The sequence below is a fragment of the Nocardia sp. NPDC057440 genome, from assembly GCF_042802915.1.
Taxonomy (GTDB): domain Bacteria; phylum Actinomycetota; class Actinomycetes; order Mycobacteriales; family Mycobacteriaceae; genus Nocardia.
In genome coordinates, this window is the sequence record NZ_JBHVDF010000001.1 from 318,689 (window position 1) to 336,480 (window position 17,792).

At 65.8% G+C, this 17,792-nt stretch carries 19 protein-coding genes and 1 pseudogene; 5 read left to right on the top strand and 15 right to left on the bottom strand.

Annotation, left to right across the window (positions count from 1 at the left end; translation table 11 throughout):
- Positions 1-12: 12 nt before the first annotated feature.
- Entirely contained in the window at positions 13-846 is an 834-nt protein-coding gene (locus tag ACFU4Z_RS01510) for an SDR family oxidoreductase (RefSeq protein ID WP_379058734.1), read from the bottom strand.
- Positions 847-969: 123 nt separating this feature from the next.
- Between ACFU4Z_RS01510 and ACFU4Z_RS01515 the strand changes: the two genes are divergently transcribed.
- Positions 970-1,866, top strand: a complete 897-nt coding sequence (locus tag ACFU4Z_RS01515) for a LysR family transcriptional regulator (protein WP_379058737.1) — start codon at positions 970-972, stop codon at positions 1,864-1,866.
- A 193-nt stretch (positions 1,867-2,059) separates the two neighbouring features.
- On the opposite strand, the gene ACFU4Z_RS01520 is transcribed toward ACFU4Z_RS01515, so the two are convergent.
- From ACFU4Z_RS01520 to ACFU4Z_RS01540, 5 genes are all read right to left on the bottom strand, one after another.
- Positions 2,060-2,971: a TAXI family TRAP transporter solute-binding subunit gene (locus tag ACFU4Z_RS01520; RefSeq protein ID WP_379058740.1), complete on the bottom strand. Its 912-nt coding sequence runs from the start codon at positions 2,969-2,971 to the stop codon at positions 2,060-2,062.
- Positions 2,968-4,731, bottom strand: coding sequence for an ATP-binding protein (locus tag ACFU4Z_RS01525; RefSeq protein ID WP_379058743.1), 1,764 nt, complete (start codon positions 4,729-4,731; stop codon positions 2,968-2,970). Before ACFU4Z_RS01525 ends, ACFU4Z_RS01520 begins: the two co-directional genes overlap by 4 nt.
- Before the next feature lie 19 nt (positions 4,732-4,750).
- Positions 4,751-5,410, bottom strand: coding sequence for a response regulator transcription factor (locus ACFU4Z_RS01530; protein ID WP_379058746.1), 660 nt, complete (start codon positions 5,408-5,410; stop codon positions 4,751-4,753).
- Positions 5,411-5,472: 62 nt separating this feature from the next.
- On the bottom strand, positions 5,473-6,894 hold the full coding sequence (locus ACFU4Z_RS01535; protein WP_379058748.1) for an MFS transporter: 1,422 nt from the start codon (positions 6,892-6,894) through the stop codon (positions 5,473-5,475).
- 268 nt (positions 6,895-7,162) lie between these two features.
- Complete coding sequence (locus tag ACFU4Z_RS01540) at positions 7,163-7,540, bottom strand: hypothetical protein (protein ID WP_379059321.1); 378 nt, start codon at positions 7,538-7,540, stop codon at positions 7,163-7,165.
- Between ACFU4Z_RS01540 and ACFU4Z_RS01545 the strand changes: the two are divergent.
- From ACFU4Z_RS01545 to ACFU4Z_RS01555, 3 genes and pseudogenes are all read left to right on the top strand, one after another.
- Positions 7,499-7,956, top strand: a pseudogene (locus ACFU4Z_RS01545) (IS5 family transposase); the annotation flags it as partial. The gene ACFU4Z_RS01540 and the pseudogene ACFU4Z_RS01545 sit on opposite strands and share 42 nt — an antisense overlap.
- A 1,103-nt stretch (positions 7,957-9,059) precedes the next feature.
- Positions 9,060-9,818, top strand: coding sequence for an alpha/beta hydrolase (locus ACFU4Z_RS01550; protein ID WP_379058751.1), 759 nt, complete (start codon positions 9,060-9,062; stop codon positions 9,816-9,818).
- Positions 9,819-9,866: 48 nt separating this feature from the next.
- Positions 9,867-10,328, top strand: coding sequence for a hypothetical protein (locus tag ACFU4Z_RS01555; protein ID WP_379058754.1), 462 nt, complete (start codon positions 9,867-9,869; stop codon positions 10,326-10,328).
- Positions 10,329-10,984: 656 nt separating this feature from the next.
- On the opposite strand, the gene ACFU4Z_RS01560 is transcribed toward ACFU4Z_RS01555, so the two are convergent.
- Positions 10,985-11,818: an LLM class F420-dependent oxidoreductase gene (locus ACFU4Z_RS01560; RefSeq protein WP_379059294.1), complete on the bottom strand. Its 834-nt coding sequence runs from the start codon at positions 11,816-11,818 to the stop codon at positions 10,985-10,987.
- A gap of 159 nt (positions 11,819-11,977) precedes the next feature.
- Here ACFU4Z_RS01560 and ACFU4Z_RS01565 point away from each other — a divergent pair, with 159 nt between their 5' ends.
- Entirely contained in the window at positions 11,978-12,424 is a 447-nt protein-coding gene (locus tag ACFU4Z_RS01565) for an Hsp20/alpha crystallin family protein (protein ID WP_379058757.1), read from the top strand.
- A gap of 147 nt (positions 12,425-12,571) precedes the next feature.
- On the opposite strand, the gene truA is transcribed toward ACFU4Z_RS01565, so the two are convergent.
- From truA to infA, 8 genes are all read right to left on the bottom strand, one after another.
- Complete coding sequence (truA, locus tag ACFU4Z_RS01570; protein WP_379059295.1) at positions 12,572-13,432, bottom strand: tRNA pseudouridine(38-40) synthase TruA; 861 nt, start codon at positions 13,430-13,432, stop codon at positions 12,572-12,574.
- Positions 13,433-13,565: 133 nt separating this feature from the next.
- A complete protein-coding gene (gene rplQ, locus ACFU4Z_RS01575; RefSeq protein ID WP_366529235.1) occupies positions 13,566-14,087 on the bottom strand; it encodes a 50S ribosomal protein L17 in 522 nt (173 codons plus the stop codon).
- Positions 14,088-14,136: 49 nt separating this feature from the next.
- Positions 14,137-15,195 (bottom strand): DNA-directed RNA polymerase subunit alpha, encoded by a 1,059-nt coding sequence (locus ACFU4Z_RS01580; RefSeq protein WP_040686662.1) that lies wholly within the window; start codon positions 15,193-15,195, stop codon positions 14,137-14,139.
- Between the two features lie 122 nt (positions 15,196-15,317).
- On the bottom strand, positions 15,318-15,923 hold the full coding sequence (rpsD, locus tag ACFU4Z_RS01585; RefSeq protein WP_328409306.1) for a 30S ribosomal protein S4: 606 nt from the start codon (positions 15,921-15,923) through the stop codon (positions 15,318-15,320).
- A 21-nt stretch (positions 15,924-15,944) separates the two neighbouring features.
- Positions 15,945-16,358, bottom strand: a complete 414-nt coding sequence (gene rpsK / locus ACFU4Z_RS01590; protein ID WP_040731638.1) for a 30S ribosomal protein S11 — start codon at positions 16,356-16,358, stop codon at positions 15,945-15,947.
- Positions 16,359-16,367: 9 nt separating this feature from the next.
- A complete protein-coding gene (rpsM, locus tag ACFU4Z_RS01595) occupies positions 16,368-16,742 on the bottom strand; it encodes a 30S ribosomal protein S13 (protein WP_378687788.1) in 375 nt (124 codons plus the stop codon).
- 243 nt (positions 16,743-16,985) lie between these two features.
- On the bottom strand, positions 16,986-17,099 hold the full coding sequence (rpmJ, locus tag ACFU4Z_RS01600) for a 50S ribosomal protein L36 (RefSeq protein ID WP_011207363.1): 114 nt from the start codon (positions 17,097-17,099) through the stop codon (positions 16,986-16,988).
- A 132-nt stretch (positions 17,100-17,231) separates the two neighbouring features.
- A complete protein-coding gene (infA, locus tag ACFU4Z_RS01605; protein ID WP_003418601.1) occupies positions 17,232-17,453 on the bottom strand; it encodes a translation initiation factor IF-1 in 222 nt (73 codons plus the stop codon).
- Between the last annotated feature and the right edge of the window lie 339 nt (positions 17,454-17,792).

The following is a 17,792-nucleotide window of genomic DNA, read 5'->3' on the forward strand; positions in this document are numbered from 1 at the left end:
CGCGGGCGGCCATCATTCGGCATCCCAGACGCCGTCGGCCGCCGCCGCTTTCACATACTCGGCGAAATCCCGCGGCGGACGGCCGAGACCGCGCAGCACACCGTCGCCGAGATACGAGTTACGGCCGTCCAAGACGGTGGTGAACAGATAGCCGAGGAACTCGATCAGGTAATCGGGCACCTGAGCCTCGGCCAATGCGGCCGCATACTCCTCCGGCGACACCTGGACGTACTCGATCGAACGCCCGGTGGCCGCAGCGATTTCGGCGACCGCCTCGGCGAAGGTAAGCATGCGTGGTCCGGTCACCTCGTATATCTGGCCCGCATGTCCTTCCTCGGTCAGCGCTGCCACCGCGAGATCGGCGATGTCATCGATATCGATGAACGGCTCGGGAACCGCCCCGACCGGCAGCACCAGTTGCCCGGCCCGCAGCGGGGCGAGGAACTCGCCCTCACTGAAGTTCTGGGCGAAGAAGCTGGACCGCACCACCGTCAGATCCAGCCCCACCTCGGCGAGCGCCTGCTCCGCGGCCTGCGCCTCCTCCTCACCGCGGCCCGACAGCAGCACCAGCCGCCGCACGCCCGCGGTCGCGGCCATCTCGCCGAAGGCGCGCACCGCCTCCGGGGCGCCCGGCACCGCGAGATCCGGCTGGAAGGAGACATACACCGCATGCACATCCAGCAGCGCAGGCGCCCAGCTCGCCGGGTTGTCCCAATCGAACGGCGGATCGACGGAACGGGAGCCGACGCGCACCGGAGCCCCGATGGCCTGTAGCCGCTCGACGATCCGGCTGCCGGTCTTGCCTGTGCCGCCGAGCACAAGGATGTATTCGGAATTCTCACTCATAGGTTCGTGTTCCTCGATTCATGTGGACAACTGCCTTTTCAAGGATTAAGAAGGGTGGTCCTGGGAACAACGACGCGTTACGAAACAACCGTTTAGGCCCACTCAACGATCGACTGGAGGGCCATGGAACGGCATGAGATCGAAGCGTTCCTGACGCTGGCGGACGAGCTGCATTTCGGCAGGGCGGCCGAGCGGCTCCGGGTGTCGCCCAGCCGCATCACCCAGATCATCCAACGCCTCGAACGCCAAATCGGCGCACCGCTTTTCGAACGAACCAGCCGCAGAGTGACCCTCACTCCCATCGGGCGGCTACTGCGCGAGGATCTGCTACCGGGGCACCAGCGGATTCAGCAGGCCATCCAGCGCGCGACCGCCGAAGGCCGCGGCGTCACCGGTGTGCTGAACGTCGGATTCAACGGCGCCGCCGCCGGTCAGCTGATTCTGGAGACGACCAAGCACTACCGCGCGGCGCACCCCGGCAGCGAGGTGAATATCCGAGAGGTGCAGATCAACGACGGCCTCAACGGATGGCGCAGCGACGCCTTCGACATGGTGCTGATCAGCCGTCCGATCGATGAGCCCGATCTGGTCACCGGCCCGACCCTGATCAGCGAGGCGCGGATGCTCGCGGTGTCCTCCCGGCATCCACTGGCCCGGCGTGCCTCGATCTCGCTGGAAGATCTCACCGAGGTCACCCTGCTGCGAATGCCGACGACGCTGCCCGACTCGGTTGTGCAGGACCGAGTCCCGTCGCACACGCCGAGCGGCGCGCCGATCGCGCACGGCAGGCGCGCCCAGACCTTCCAGGAAATCCTCACGCTCACCGGCGCGGGCGAGGGCGCTTTCATCGTCGGAGCCCAGGTCACCCGCTTCTACCTCCGCCCGGACGTCGTATACCTCCCGTTCGACGACGCCCCGCCCGTCGAATGGGGGTTCGTGTGGCAGGTCTCCCGCGAGACAGCCAGGGTCCGGGCGTTCAACGACGCCGCGATGGAGACGAGCAAGAACCGTCAGCATTGATCGCCACCGGTGCGCAACGCAATGCTGCAGAACCCAGGCACGGTGGAACAAAACCCGGGTCGGGGCGGTAGTTGGTGAGACCCGCGAGTCGGTGGGCTCGGCACTATCAGGACCTCGAAATGATTCACACGCAGCGGTAATGGAACGGCATGAGATCGAAGCGGGCCTGTCGGTTACCTGCTGACGCCGTATCTCAACCGTGTCTGCGCCGATACACCGCTGCCGCACCGGGATGCAGTGGTACCGAGCCGGTTCCGATCAGTGAGCGGGCATCCAGGAATTGGGTGCCCGCGGCCTCGGCCGGGACCAACGCGTCGGCGTATGAAACCAGCAGGTCGACGATCGCCGCTGCGGCCTCGTCCGGCAGGGACGGCGCGGCGAGCAGCAGATTCGCGACGCCGACCGTGTGCACCGCGCGGCCGCCGGGATAGGCATCGGCGGGAATCTCGACACGGTCGTAGAGATAACCGAACCGCTCTCGCATCGGCACAGCCAACTCACCCAGGTCGACCAGGCGCATCCGCCGCGGAACCTCGAGCGCGCTGGTGGGCACGCCGCCCGCCCAGAGCAGCGCGTCGATTTCTTCGGAGTCCAACGCCGCCACCGCGTCCCGCAACGGCCGATGCGCAATCGACACATCCACCGCCGGATCCAAGCCCGCGGCCCACAGCAGCCGCTCGCCGGTGACCGCGGCACCCGAGCCCGCGGCTCCGAGGTTCACCCGGGCGCCGCGCAGGTCGGCGACGCGGTGAATCGGACTGTCCGCCCGCACCGCGAGCTGCAGATAGTTCTCGTAGACCCGCCCAAGGGCCAGCACCCGATCGCGCTCCCCCACCGAATCCGACAGCGTCAGCGCCGCATCCACCTCGCCCGCGGCAAGGCGTGCCAGATTCTCCTGCGAGCCCGAGGTCGTCACCGGTTCGATCCGCACATCGCCCGCCTGCTCCGCAACAGCCGCGAGCAATCGCGCGAACGCGTGATAAAGCCCACCAGCCTCGCCGGAAGCCAACCGGACGTTGACATCGCCCGCATCCGTGCCGCACCCCGAAATCCCGGCAACAGCCCCGAAAGCCGCCAGCGCCAAGAAGTTCCGACGCTGGATCACCGCTCGACCGCCTTCGGTACACGGATGCGGATCGCGAGGCCGTGCGGCTCGACCGGCTCGACGGTCAGCGTCCCGCCGCGGGCCTGGGTCAGGGCGGCGGCGATCGGGAGACCGAGCCCGGAACCACCCGCGGGTGCGGTGGCGCCGCGATAGAAGCGAGTAGCGAGTTTGTCGATCTCCTCAGGGGCCACTCCGGCGCCGTCGTCGCGGACGGTCACCGTCACCCAACCGGGCTCGGTGTCGACGGTAATCGTCGTGTGTGTGCCGGAACCCGCGTAGCGGCACGAATTACTCAGGGGCACATCGAGTATTTGCGCGAGCACATCTGCGGGAACCGCTACGTCCGCGCCATTTCGATCAACCTGCAAGTCGCTCGAAGCACCGTATCCAGCGACCCGCGAGCCGCTGGTCGCGTAGGTTCCAGCGACCGGCACACGGCTGGCCGCATCGTCTCCAGCCACCGGTAAGCGACTAGCGGCATGGTTTCCGACCACCCGCACACGGCTCACGGCATTGTTTCCAGCGACCCCCACACCACGGGCGGCATCGTCTCCAACGTCCTCCACTCCGCCAGCGGCATTGTTCTTTCCAGCGACCCCCACCCCGCCGGGTGCATCGTCGCCAACGCCCCCCACTCCGCCGGCGCCAGTGTTTCCAGCAACCCTCACACCGCCGACGGCATCGTCTCCAACGACCGGATCGACCCGCGCACCCAGTTGCATGCCCGCACTCTCGAAAGCGGAATACCAGGCATCTATCCGATCGGCGACTACCTGTACCGCATCGCAATGGTTTTCGGTGCTACCGGCGGCGCGTGCGGCTTCGAAGGCGGCGGGGGTTTCGGCTACGGCCAGGCTGAGTAGGCCGTCGAGCAGCGCGGTCAGACGTTCGACCTCGGCGCTCGCGCGGTGGAAGGTCGTGGTCGCACCCTCCGGTATGGCGGGCTCCAGCGAATCGAGGCGAATTGTCAAAGCGGCCAGCGGGTTACGCATGGCGTGCGCGGTGTCGGCGACGAGCTGACGTTGCGCGTCCGCCGAGTCGGCGACGGCCAGCGCCATGGCGTCGAAGGATTCCGCGACGGCCCGCATTTCGGGCGGCCCGCCGTGGCGGCGGGCGATCGAGGGTGCGGCTACTTCGGTGCGCGGTTTCGGCAGTGTCGCGGTCAGGTCCGCGACCGCATGCGACAACGCGGCCAGCGGCCGCAGCACCCAGCGGCTGAGGGTCAGTGCCAGCAGCGTGAACACCACCATGGCGACGACAGCTCCCGCCGCGATCACCGCCCACGCCCGCGCGATGTCGGTGCGGGCCCGCGCGGTGGACGCCTCGATCAACACGGCGCCATTGACCTGCACTCCGGTCCCGACCGGCCGAGCGACGAGCATGGTCGGCGCGCCCCACGGCGTCAGCCGGTCGATCGGCTGCGGCCGCTGATTGCGGCGCGCGGCGGCCACCGCGGCGACGATGGCGGAGTCATCGATATCCACGGCCGCATTGACCGTCGGTGCGCCGCGCGCGTCCACCACGAGCACGGGCTCGTCATAGAGCTCGTGGTAGCGGCCGACTTCCTCGGCCAGCGCACGCACATCCCCGTCCGCGGCCGCGGCATCGGCCAGGGTGGCGAACCGATCGGCGTCGCCGGATCGGCCGAGCACCAACTCCTGGGTCCGGCTGGTGGCGAAGGTCAGCGACAGCGGCACCGCGAACGCGAGCACCGCCAGCGCCGCGAACACCGTCAACGCGATCAGTAGCCGTCGACGCATTCCGGCTCCACTCCCCGGCTCATTGTCCCCACCGATAGCCGTAGCCGCGGATGGTGGTGATCAGACCGGGCCTGGCCAGCTTCGCGCGCAGTGCGGTCATGTGCACGTCCAGCGACCGCGACACCGCGACGAACGCGTCACCCCAGATACGGTCCATCAGTTGCTGGCGGCTCACCGCGGCGCCCGGCCGCTCGACGAGCACCTCCACCAACTCGAACTCCTTCTGCGTCAACGCGATCGGCGTGCCGCCGACCTCGACCACCCGCGCGGCGAGATCCACCCGAACATCCCCGGTCAGCACCTCCGCGCGCATCGGCTCCGCCGCCACCGCCGCGCGCCGCATGACCGTCTCCAGCCGAGCCATCAGCTCGGCGATCCGCGGTGGCTTCACCAGGTAGTCGTCGGCGCCGCCGCGCAGCCCGCGCACGATGGAACGTTCGTCGCTGCGGGCGGTCAGGATCAGCACCGGTATCGAGCTCACCTCACGCAACTGCCGCAGCACCTGCAGCCCGTCGGCGTCGGGCAGGCCGAGATCGAGGATCACCGCGTCATAGCCGCGATGCGCGATCAGCAGATCCGCGCCCCTTCGCATGCGCTCGGCGCGGTATCCGCGGGCGTTGAGCGCCTCTACGAGGGCGTCGCCAACACCGTCGTCGTCTTCGACCACAGCAAGCCGCACGCGCCGATCCTCCCACAGGCGACGATCGGCGCGTGCGCGCATAACCTCGTTGACCACGGCCGTCAGGAGCGCGCGGGCGTGAGTTCCCGTTCTTCCTCCGGCGCGGACGCGGTGTCCGCCGCCGGCGCCTCGGCGTCGATGGTCGACTCCTTCGACGTTTCCCTCATGAAGTAGTACGTGATCAGCGAGATACCGATGCAGCCAGCGACGTACCAGAAGAACAGCGACTCGTGGCCTGCCTTCTTCAGCGCGACCGCGATCATCTCCGCGGTGCCGCCGAAGATGGCGACCGTCAGCGCGTAGGGCAGCCCGACGCCGAGCGCGCGGATCTTGGTCGGGAACAGCTCTGCCTTCACGATCGCATTGATCGAGGTGTAGCCGGTGATGATGACCAGCGCCAGCATCATCAGCGCCCACGCGGCGATCGGGTTCTTGGTGTGGGCGAGCACGGTCATGATCGGCACGGTCAGCAGGGCGCCTGCCACACCGAAGAACATCAGCAGCTTGCGTCGGCCGATCCGGTCGGACAGCCCGCCGGCCAGCGGCTGTAACACCACGAACACCAGCAACGCGATGAAGTTGATCCACGCCACCGTCGGCTTGGAGATGCCGGAGGTGTAAATCATGAACTTCTGCATGTAGGTGGTGTAGGTGTAGAAAGCCACGGTGCCGCCCAAGGTCAGGCCCATCACGAGCAGGCACTCCCGGGGGTATTGCAGCAGCATCCGCAGCGAGCCACGCGCGGGCGCGGGCCTGCCACTCATCTCGTCCGCCGTGTCTCGACCGTGCGGCAGAGCGCTGGCCGTGTCGCTCCGCTCCGCCTCGACGACGGCCTCGAACTGCTCGGACTCGTCCATACCGCGCCGCAGCCACATCACCACCAGCGCACCGGCCGCGCCGATGACGAACGGAATCCGCCAGCCCCAGTTGTCCATCTGGGCGTTGTCGAGAAACTGCTGCAGGATGATCTGCACACCCAGCGCGACCAACTGGCCGGCGACCAGGGTGACGTACTGGAAGCTCGAGTAGAACCCGCGCTTGCCGGAAGAGGCCACCTCCGACAAATACGTTGCGCTGGTGGCGTATTCACCGCCGACCGACAATCCTTGCAGCAGTCGCGCCAGCAGTAGGATGATCGGGGCGGCGAGTCCGATCGTCTGATACCCGGGGGTCAGCGCGATCAGCAACGAGCCCGCCGCCATCACGCTGACCGACAGGGTCAGCGCCGAGCGGCGACCGAACCGGTCGGCGTAGCGGCCGAGCAGCCAGCCACCGATCGGACGCATCAAAAAGCCGACCGCGAACAGAGCGGCGGCCGACAACAGCTGCGCCGTCGGATCTTCCGCGGGGAAGAATGACTTCGCGAAGTACACGCTGAAAGCGGCGTAGACGTACCAGTCGTACCACTCGACGAGATTGCCGATCGATCCGCGAAGCACATTCGCAATCACCCGGCGCTCGCCTACGGGCTGTGTTGTAGTCACAAGATCTCCTTCATCGACGCGTCAGCGCGCCAGCTGAGATCGAGTGTGTCTGCTGTCACAATGGCCAGGGAATGGTCCCCGCGGGTTCCTTACAGTCCCTTAGGACGATCAGCTCGGCGAAATTTCCTGGTCGCGGGCTGCCGCCTGGATGCGCAAGGTCTGCCCGGCTCGGCCACATCCGCTTCGGTGCGGCCGAGCCTGCCCTGATACGCGCGGCAACTCTCGAGATCTCAGTAGCCGGTGCGCATCACACTCAGGGCGATTCTGATCAGCAGCCGTCCTGGATGTAGGTCAGATCGTTGGTGTATCCGACCGGGTACTCGCTGAATTCCTGACTCGAGGTCACGTATTCGTCCTTGTGCGCAGGCACGCAGTATGTCTGATCCACCGACCACGGGCGGTGGATGTTGATCAGCTGATTCTGATCACTGCAGTTGTTCCACCACAGTGCCCCTCCCGACTCCTCGTGGAAGCCGCACACCGAGGCGACTGCCTGATAGCCGTTCGCCGGGGTGACGTTGTCGGCCGATGCCACTGCGGATGGACCGCCGAACCCGGCGACTGCGACGATGACGCCGACTATCAGTTTCGCGATGGGCCGAGGCCGAGCCCGGTCGATCGAGGTAAGTCCGGTTCGAAGATCCACGTGCTGTCCGATCGCGTGGGACTGCCTCTGGCCGTGGGTATTTCGGCAGCCAATACCAACGACGCCGAAGCGCTGCGCCCGCTCGTGCGGGCGATCCCGGCAGTGCGGTCGCGGCGCGGGCCACGATGACGCCGACCGGCAAAGCTGCACGCCGACAAGGCGTACGACCCACCGAGCTGCGTGGATGGGTTCGTGACCGGGGCATCGGCGTCCGGATCGCCCGCAAGGGCATCGAATCCAGCGACCGCCTCGGCCGACACCGATGGGTCATCGAACGAACAATCTCTTGGCTGACCGGCTACCACCGGCTCAACATCCGCTACGTCCGCAAGGCCACGCACTTCCTGGGCTTCCTCACCCTCGCCGCAGCATTGACCGGCTACAAGAAACTCGCGAAGGCGAAATCAGCGACATGAGACACGGCCTTTTTGAACCCATTGACATACGCGTCCACAGCGGCCTGGTTCACGGCGACATCTGCAACCCGCTGCACTACGAATGAAATGTGTTCGGGCAACGCAAGATTGTGCTGATAGCTCGCCTTCATGGCATGCTTCTTTGAAACCGAGAGCACGGCAGCCCTGCATCGAACCGCGAAATAGACTGTGCAGTAACGCTTCTCCCGGATGCGCCTGAGAGTACGCCGCTGCGCGCGTTTCAACGCCATGCCCTCGGGTATGCTCTGTCACCCACCCCTCACCCGGCTGCCCCTGGCCATCCCGCCATCGGACGCACCACCGACCGAGTTGTCAACCGCCTACGGCGAGGCTGCCCGAGGAAGACCCGGTCGCGACCCAACGACATGAATCGGGGAATACCCGAATACGGGTCCTATACAAGGGTCGAAGAACATATCCGCCGAAACCGGCGCAAGCGACACTACCACCGTAGCTCAGCGTCATCTGGCAGACTTGGCTCAATTGCCGGGCTTCGGCCGCGGTGGTCCGCGGTGTCGCTTGCGCGCCAACCCGGAGACATGGTCGGCAGCCCGGCCGGATCTGATCAGCTGACGCCGAGGTGGTGATATGCGCGGCGCCAGGCCGGATCCCGGCGACTCGTATCTGCAGGAGCACCATCTCCCGATCTTCAGTGCCCGGGTGCTTGCCCAGCGCCTGGAGCGAATCATCCTGGAAATGGGCGAAGGGATATCCGAGACCGTGTACCGAAGAACTCGCGATGCGGTCATGCGCGGAAATTACGAGTACATCCTTGCCGATCAGAACAACACGCGGGTTTTCGAGGCGCTACGGCGGGAACAGCCGCTTGCCGTCGCGTCCGGGCCTGCACGTCCCGACATCGGATTACCCCGTGATCCACGGCAGCTCCGCCACGCCTGGGAAGACCTTTCCGAGCCGATAGAGCAGAGCTATTCCACTTGGATCCGTTCCTGGGGAATCGGAATGGGATTCCACACGCTGACCGAGACCTACTCAACCGCCGCAACCTGGACGATCTGTTGCGGCGAGCCCATGAATCCCAGGATTTCAACCGGAGCAATTACTTTTCCCATCTCAGGCAAATGCTCGATGCGCAGCAACCCGGTGAGCCGCGGATCTACCTCGCCCATATCGACGAGAACAGAAGGGTCGCGTTTTCACTGGATGATCCGGACTTCGCCGACAATACCGCGGTTCTACTCGGGCCCGCCGGTCGCGATGGCGATGCGCTCGAGTACGCGAGTCCGACCGTCGCACAGTTACGGGAGCTAGCGCTGCTCAGCGCGCCCGGCGCCAGAACGTCGGTCTCCTACTGGGACGTCTACCAACAACCACAATCCTTTGTCGAAACGATTTTCCCGCAGTTCGCGCAGGACGGGGCTGCCGGAGCGCGCGAATTTCACACCGGCCTGCGCGCCACGCATGAGGGCTCGCCCGGACACATCACGACACTCGGCCACTCCTATGCCAGTGTCCTGACCGGCCATTCCGCCGGGGGCGGAGCGAGGCTCGACACCGACGACGTCGTGTTCATCGGTAGCTGGGGCACCGGTACCAACAACGCCAGCGAACTGAGTCTCGGCGGCGTCGCGCCGGAGAACACCGCCGACCACGTCTTCGCGACGATGTCTTCCGGCGATCACGTGCGCCTGATGCCCGATACACACGGCCCACTGCCCACCGATCCCGAGTACGGTGCGAGAACGTTCGAGTCGATGTCGCTGATCCCTGACCGCTGGAACGGTTACGACCATAGGTCGGATTTCTACCTGGCCTCCACAAATCCGGCCGCGCAAAATATCGGGCTCGTCATCACCGGCCGCGGCGATCTGGTTTCCTGATAGTTGCCGCGGGCCTATCGCGGCAGCATTGAGACGATCGGCGGTGTGATGAGTTCCGAACCTACCCGAGCGGCGGCTCTGGATCAGCTGTACGGGCATCTCCAGCGAACGGTGGGTGTGCTGCCGAGCGAATCCGCGTTGTCATTGGTACATCCGGCGATCCCGCAGGCTCGGCTGCACCGGGGTGTCACACTGCCCTACCGTGCGGGCGACCCGGGCGACATCACCGAGTTCTTCGATATCTCGTACTGGGTCGTCGGGATCGCTCCGGATGCCGTGGGTGCATGTTTCGATCACGTAGTGCGCTCCTGGATCGAGGCCGGCTGGCCGACCCGAACGGACCGTGACGCACCGCCGCGAGCGGCCTTTACCCAGACACCGGACCGGTTCGGGCTATCGGTGCGGGAAACCGCTGACCACTACATGAGCCTTTCGGGCTCGACTCCTCCGTTTGATCCCGGTGGCCCGATGGGAGCCCCTTTCCCGGAGTCCATCGGCCATCTTTTCTGACTTTCCGGCAGCGCACCCGGTCCAGCATCCTGCCCGGGCAGTATTCCTGCGGTACGTCGGGCCGCCGGTCGATCCGGGAACGCGACCCGGCCTCGGTGTGGTCGTTGTTCTCGCGCTGCCACTTGAGCCGGGCAGGGCAGGGCAGGTTTTGGTTGTCGGCACACCGGGCCGGCCAGGAGCCGACAGCGGCGCGGTTGCGATTCCAGGTCGTCGGTTTTACCTCGCCCCATAGTTCAGCGAGTGCGTCGCCGATATCGGTGTCGACCACCTCGGCGAACTTGCGGCCGGGACCGATCGCCTCGGCGGTCTGGTTGAGCACGTCAGCGTAGGCACGCAACGTGTTCGTGCTACCCGCAATTGAGCTACCACCGCCTTGGCATCCGATACGACCGCTACGTCAACCATTTCTGTGACTTCCTCGCCCTCGCAGCCACCCTCACCTGCTACCAGAAACTCGCGAAAGCGACCACGTAAGACACGCTCTTAGCGCGACAGAGCCTCCCATGGCCGCGAGGTCGGCGGCGGAGAGTCTCCGCCGCCGATCGCAACTCCGCTCAGCGACAGCTACCGAATTGCCCACGGAGACATAGCGACACCGACAGCTCGGGCCACGGCCAGTAGCTCGAACATCAATACTTCACATGTGCCGACGTGCCTCAGGGCAGCGCGGCGAGCGCTGCCGCCAGCGCGCGCAGTGTCTGCTGAGGGTCGTCGTCGAGCACCTGCACCACGACGTGATCGGCGCCCGCACGCAGATGCGCGGCCAGCTGATCGGCCACCGAATCGGCGGTGCCGTGGGCAACCAGCGCGTCGTAGAGCCGGTCGCTGCCCGGCCGGGAGAGGTCCTCGTCGGCGAACCCGAGGCGACGCAGATTCGCGACATAGTTCTGCAGATCCAGATAGAACTCGACGCGCGGACGAGCCGTCGCGCGTGCCCGCACCGGATCCGTGTCCAGCACGACCTTGTGCTCGGTCGCCAACAGCGCATCCGCGCCGAGCACCTGCCGAGCGCTCGCGGTGTGCGCGGGAGTGACCAGGTAGGGCAGCGCACCCGCGGTGCGATCCGCCGCCAGCTTCAGCACCCGGGGCCCGAGCGCGGCGAGGGCGCGCCGCTGCTTCGGCACTCCGGCCTCGTCCAGCTCATCCAGGTAGTCGACGAGCGCGTCATAGGGCTTGCGGTAGTTGCCTGCGTGTTCTGGATGACCGGCGCCGAGTCCGAGCAGGAAGCGGCCGGGAAAACGCGCCTCGATCCGATGGAACGACTCCGCCACCTGCTTCGCGGGCGCGGACCAGATGTTGACGATGCTGGTGGCCACGGTGATCGACTCGGTCGCGTCCAGCAGCGTCTCCACTTCGGACAGCTCGGCGGGCGGCGAGGCACCCAGCCACAGGGTGCCGTAGCCCAGCTCTTCCAACTCCCGCGCCTGCTCGGGGTCGAACCCCGTGTAGCCGCGCCATACGCCGAACCGTCCGAGCTGCTCGATAGCCATACCTGGAGCGAACGACCATGAGCTGATGGCTATTCCACCCGCCGAGGTGCCGATTTCAGATCTGGCACTCACCCATGGAGAGTGCTAGATTTGTCTGTGCACAGCTTCCGGCGCTCACCGCCGTGGTGAGTGTCACCGACGGGTATGGAGGTGATTGCTGTGCTGAGGTTCGATCCGTTTCATGACATCGATACCGTCGCCCGCCAGTTGCTGGGCGAAGCCGCCGGCACCACCCGCGCTCCGCGATTCATGCCGATGGATCTGTTCAGGGCAGGCGACCATTATGTGCTGAACGCCGACCTGCCCGGAGTCGACCCCGGTTCGGTCGACGTCAGTGTCGATAACGGCACACTCACGTTGCGCGCGCAGCGCAGCACGCCGAGCGACGAAGGCGTTCAGTGGATTGCCTCCGAGCGCTTCGCGGGCACATACATGCGCCAGCTCTCGCTCGGCGACAATGTCGATGCCGACAAGATCAGCGCGACCTACAACAACGGCGTGCTTTCGGTGACGATCCCGATCGCAGAGAAGGCGAAGCCGCGCCGCATCGAGATCTCCGGCTCGTCATCGCAGCCGAAGACCATCGAAGCGGGTTCGTCCAACTGACCTGTCTCCCGCTCCCGCGCCGTGTCATGATTCACGGTGCGGGAGCACCCTTTTCACGACTCGCGCGGGAACACAGGCACTCTGCTGGATGGCAGGCGGATCCGTGGCGCGATCAGACGGCGACCGCCCCGCCGCGACCGGATCCGATCAGTCGCCGCAGCAGCCCTCGTCCGACACCGGTACCGAACGCATTTCGCGAGTCTGGGCATTGCGAGCGGCGAGCTCGGCGTCGGCGGGGTAGTCGACGGCGATCAGGCTCAAGCCGTGCGCGGGGGCCACCGTGACCGAGCTCGAGCGCTCGGTTTCCTTCAGCAGACCGGCAACCCAATCGGGCGTGCGCCGCCCCTCCCCGACGGCGAGCGCGGCGCCGACCAAGCTGCGGACCATCGACCAGCAGAATGCATCGGCGCTGACATAGGCGGTCAATGCGTCACCGTCGCGTTCCCAGTCGTAGCGCTGGAGTTCGCGCACCGTGGTCGCGCCGTCGCGCCGTCGGCAGAATGCGGCAAAGTTGTGCAGTCCGAGGAGTTTTCGCGAAGCTTCACGCATGGCCTCGACATCGACGTCGGACCGGCAGGCGACCACGCTGCGTGATTGCAACGGTTCGGCGCCGTACGGCGCGGTGGTCAGTCGATAGGCGTAGTGGCGGCGGATCGCCGAGAAGCGGGCGTCGAATTCGGGCGGCGCGACACGAGCGGCCTTGATACGCACGTCTTTCGGCAGAAAGCGCGCCATCCGATGCACCAGCCTCCCGGCATCGAATTCGGCGGTCGTATCGAAATGCGCGACCTGCCCTTCGGCGTGCACGCCCGCGTCGGTGCGCCCCGCGACGGTCAACTGCACCGACTCGCGGTATACCTTGCTCAGCGATTCCTCCAGCACGCCCTGCACCGTGCGCAGCCCGGGCTGACGCGCCCAGCCGGTGAAATCGGTGCCGTCGTAACCGATATCGAGCCGGACACGGACCGATTCGGTCTGCGCGCCCGCCACAGGTAGCGAATCCCGCACCGGCTCAACCGAATCGGACGCCGCAGTCGAACCCACCGAATCTTCCACAGTCACAACGATCTCCTGGTCAACGCGAACGAGCCCGCCGACCCGGAAACGGGTGGCGGGCTCTTTCGAGAACTCCGACGCGAGGTCAGGCGTCCTTCTTGTCCTCAGCTGCCTCGTCGGCAGCCGGGGCCTCGGCCTCGGCGGTCTCGGCGACAGCCTCGTCGGCGGTCTCCTCGACAACCTCGGCGACAGGCGCCTCGGCCTTGGACGCGGCGACACGGCGAGCGCGGTCGGCCTCGTTGGTCACGGTCTTCTCGCGAACCAGCTCGATGATCGCCATCGGCGCGTTGTCACCCTTGCGGGGCAGCGTCTTGGTGATGCGGGTGTAACCACCCTCGCGACCCTCGAACGACGGGCCGATCGTGGCGAAGAGCTCGTGCACGACGTCCTTGTTGCGGATCACCTTGAGCACCTCGCGACGGTCGGCGAGAGTGCCGGCCTTCGCCTTGGTGACAAGCTTTTCGGCGTAGGGGCGCAGCGCCTTGGCCTTGGCCTCGGTGGTCGAAATACGACCGTGCTCGAAGAGCGCCGTCGCCAGATTGGCGAAGATCGCCTTCTGGTGCGACGCCGACCCGCCGAAGCGAGCACCCTTCTTGGGCTTGGGCATTGTTTGTTCTCCTTGTGTGAGGCCGGGCCGGGGTGCCTACCCCAGCGGCCTAGAGCTGTTCGGTCTCGGCGTAGTCCTGCTCGCCGCCATCGGTGTCACTGAACGTGCCGCTGTCGCTCCACGTTCCAGTGCTCGCGTCATAACCCACCACGGAAGAAGGATCGAACGACGCCGGGCTGTCCTTGAGCGAGAGGCCGAGCGCGTGCAGCTTGACCTTGACCTCGTCGATGGACTTCTGGCCGAAGTTGCGGATGTCCAGCAGGTCCGACTCGGTGCGGGCAACGAGCTCGCCCACCGTGTGCACACCCTCGCGCTTGAGGCAGTTGTAGGACCGGACGGTGAGGTCCAGATCCTCGATCGGCAGACCGAACGAAGCGATGTGATCCGCCTCGGCCGGCGACGGGCCGATCTCGATGCCTTCGGCCTCGACGTTCAGCTCACGGGCCAGGCCGAAGAGCTCGACCAGGGTCTTGCCCGCCGAAGCGAGCGCATCCCGTGCGGTGATGGAGTTCTTGGTCTCCACGTCCAGGATCAGACGGTCGAAGTCGGTGCGCTGCTCGACACGGGTGGCCTCGACCTTGTAGGTCACCTTGAGCACCGGCGAGTAGATCGAATCCACCGGGATCCGGCCGATTTCCGCGCCGGACGCCTTGTTCTGCACGGCAGGGACGTAACCGCGACCACGCTCGACGACGAGCTCGATCTCCAGCTTGCCCTTGTCGTTCAGGGTGGCGATGTGCATGTCCGGGTTGTGCACGACAACACCGGCGGGCGGGACGATGTCACCGGCGGTGACGGTGCCAGGACCCTGCTTGCGCACGTACATCGTGACCGGCTCGTCCTCTTCCGAGGACACGACCAGGCCCTTGAGGTTCAGGATGATGTCGGTGACATCTTCCTTCACACCGGGAACCGTGGTGAACTCGTGCAGGACGCCGTCGATGCGAATGCTCGTAACCGCGGCCCCCGGGATCGAGGACAGCAGGGTACGGCGCAGCGAGTTGCCGAGGGTGTAACCGAAGCCCGGCTCGAGCGGTTCGATGGTGAACTTCGAGCGGTTCTCGGCGACGACCTCTTCGGTCAGCGTCGGACGCTGTGAAATCAGCATTAGGAATCATCCTCCTGTACGGGCGCCCACTATTTGACGCCCACGTTCTGGGGGTTGTGTGTGGGGGGGGGGGGGGGGGGGGGGCCCCCCCCCCCCCCACACACCAGCAGCGGTTGAGCCGTTTACTTCGAGTAGTACTCGACGATCAGCTGTTCCTGCAGCGGCACATCGATCTGAGCGCGCTCCGGCACCTGGTGAACCAGGATGCGCAGACGGCCCGGGATCACCTGCAGCCAGCCGGGAACCGGACGGTCGCCGACGGTCTCGCGGGCAACCTGGAACGGCAGCGTGCCGAGCGACTTCTCCTTGACATCGATGATGTCGTACTGGGTCACCTGGAAGCTGGGCACGTTCACGCTCTTGTTGTTGACCGTGAAGTGGCCGTGGCTGACCAGCTGGCGAGCCTGACGACGGGTACGCGCGAGACCTGCGCGGTACACCACGTTGTCCAGTCGGCACTCGAGCAGACGCAGCAGGTTGTCGCCGGTCTTGCCCTTGAGGCGGTTGGCCTCCTTGTAGTACCGGCTGAACTGCTTCTCCATGACGCCGTAGGCGAAGCGAGCCTTCTGCTTCTCCTGCAGCTGGAGCAGGTACTCGCTCTCCTTGATCCGCGCGCGGCCGTGCTGGCCGGGCGGGTAGGGGCGACGCTCGAACGCCTGGTCGCCTCCGACGAGGTCGACACGCAGACGACGCGACTTGCGGGTGATGGGGCCTGTATAACGAGCCATTTGTTATCTAATCCTTTCCCGCTAGACGCGACGCCGCTTGGGCGGACGGCAGCCGTTGTGCGGCTGCGGGGTGACATCGGAAATCGTGCCGACCTCGAGGCCTGCGGCCTGCAGCGAACGGATCGCGGTCTCGCGACCCGAACCCGGGCCCTTCACGAAGACGTCGACCTTCTTGACGCCGTTCTCCTGCGCCTTGCGGGCAGCGTTCTCGGCGGCGAGCTGCGCGGCGAACGGGGTCGACTTGCGCGAACCCTTGAAGCCGACGTGGCCCGACGACGCCCAGGAAATGACGTTGCCTGCCGGATCGGTGATCGACACGATGGTGTTGTTGAACGTGCTCTTGATGTGCGCGTGGCCGTGCGGGACGTTCTTCTTTTCCCGGCGACGCGACTTCTGGGTCTTCTTCGGGCCGGAGGCCCGTGACTTCGGAGGCATCGGTTATCCCTACTTCTTCTTGCCGGCGACGGTGCGCTTCGGGCCCTTGCGGGTACGAGCGTTGGTCTTGGTGCGCTGACCACGCACGGGCAGGCCACGACGGTGGCGCAGACCCTGGTAGCAGCCGATCTCGATCTTGCGACGGATATCGGCCTGCACCTCACGGCGCAGGTCACCTTCGACCTTGAGCTCGGGCGAGCTCTCGATGTAGTCACGCAGCTGCGTCACCTGGTCGTCGCTGAGGTCCTTGCTGCGCAGGTCCGGGCTGACGCCGGTGGCCGCGAGGATCTCCTTGGAGCGGGTACGGCCGATGCCGAAAATGTAAGTCAGCGCGATCTCCATGCGCTTTTCGCGCGGGAGATCAACGCCCATGAGACGTGCCATGTGGCAGGTTCCTTAACTGTTGCGGAGGTCTGCTCCCTGTCCGTCCCCTCGTCTTGGTGGGGCCCCGGCCTCCGAACCGGGGGTTGGCACGCACACCTTCGGGCATTGAGATCCTCGACAGTTGGTCGAAGCCATCGCTACCCGAAATTCCGCAGTGTGCGGCTGGAGCTGGGAGTTCTTCTTTTTGTGGCCAAGCCGATCAGTGATCGGTGCCCGGCTGGTGATCGACTGCAAAGAGTCGGATCAGCCCTGGCGCTGCTTGTGGCGCAGGTTGTCGCAGATCACCATGACCCGCCCGTGACGGCGGATCACCTTGCACTTCTCGCAGATCTTCTTGACGCTCGGCTGAACCTTCACGTCCGTCCAATCTTCTTATGGTTCACACGGGTGTGAACACAGTTTTTCCCCAGCCGACGGCTGGGGAAGTCTCTGTGGGTGAGCCTTGCGGCTCATGCGTTCGCGCTGCACCCGAAGCGGGAGCAGGCGCGATCACTTGTAGCGGTAAACGATGCGGCCGCGCGACAGGTCGTAGGGCGAAAGCTCGACGACCACACGGTCCTCGGGGAGGATACGAATGTAGTGCTGCCGCATCTTCCCGCTGATGTGCGCGAGAACCTTGTGACCGTTCTCGAGCTCGATCCGGAACATCGCATTGGGCAGCGGCTCGACAACTCGACCCTCGACCTCGATGGCCCCGTCTTTCTTCGCCATGTCCTCCGCGATCCTGGTTTACGCTCAAACCTGGTTTGATTGCTTCGTGTCTGCTTGTATGAAGCCGTTGACCAACGAAACGGTGGCATGCAAACAGTCGGCGCATAGGTGCACCGCCGCTCCAGCTTACCGGGAGGTACGGGATCCGGCAAAAATGGCTCCGCGAGAACCCACCGAAGAGCCCACCGACCGGGGGAAGTCCCTCCCAACGACGGCAAGCAGCCTTCGCGTAAACTGGCCGCTGTCCAGGAATCGGTCCAGCAGATCCAAGGGGGATGGGTGAGCGAGCGTAGCGAGCGAGCCATGGACACAGCGCCCCCGGGCACGGCGGAATCGAGC

Bases quoted from the DNA above. Each gene is read 5' to 3' on its own strand.
- rpsK (WP_040731638.1), bottom strand. From the start codon at position 16,358: ATGCCTCCGAAGTCACGGGCCTCCGGCCCGAAGAAGACCCAGAAGTCG.
- ACFU4Z_RS01515 (WP_379058737.1), top strand. From the start codon at position 970: ATGGAACGGCATGAGATCGAAGCGTTCCTGACGCTGGCGGACGAGCTG.
- ACFU4Z_RS01550 (WP_379058751.1), top strand. From the start codon at position 9,060: ATGCTCGATGCGCAGCAACCCGGTGAGCCGCGGATCTACCTCGCCCAT.
- ACFU4Z_RS01555 (WP_379058754.1), top strand. From the start codon at position 9,867: ATGAGTTCCGAACCTACCCGAGCGGCGGCTCTGGATCAGCTGTACGGG.
- rpsM (WP_378687788.1), bottom strand. From the start codon at position 16,742: ATGGCACGTCTCATGGGCGTTGATCTCCCGCGCGAAAAGCGCATGGAG.
- ACFU4Z_RS01560 (WP_379059294.1), bottom strand. From the start codon at position 11,818: ATGGCTATCGAGCAGCTCGGACGGTTCGGCGTATGGCGCGGCTACACG.
- rpsD (WP_328409306.1), bottom strand. From the start codon at position 15,923: ATGGCTCGTTATACAGGCCCCATCACCCGCAAGTCGCGTCGTCTGCGT.
- ACFU4Z_RS01510 (WP_379058734.1), bottom strand. From the start codon at position 846: ATGAGTGAGAATTCCGAATACATCCTTGTGCTCGGCGGCACAGGCAAG.
- infA (WP_003418601.1), bottom strand. From the start codon at position 17,453: ATGGCGAAGAAAGACGGGGCCATCGAGGTCGAGGGTCGAGTTGTCGAG.
- ACFU4Z_RS01580 (WP_040686662.1), bottom strand. From the start codon at position 15,195: ATGCTGATTTCACAGCGTCCGACGCTGACCGAAGAGGTCGTCGCCGAG.
- ACFU4Z_RS01525 (WP_379058743.1), bottom strand. From the start codon at position 4,731: ATGCGTCGACGGCTACTGATCGCGTTGACGGTGTTCGCGGCGCTGGCG.
- rplQ (WP_366529235.1), bottom strand. From the start codon at position 14,087: ATGCCCAAGCCCAAGAAGGGTGCTCGCTTCGGCGGGTCGGCGTCGCAC.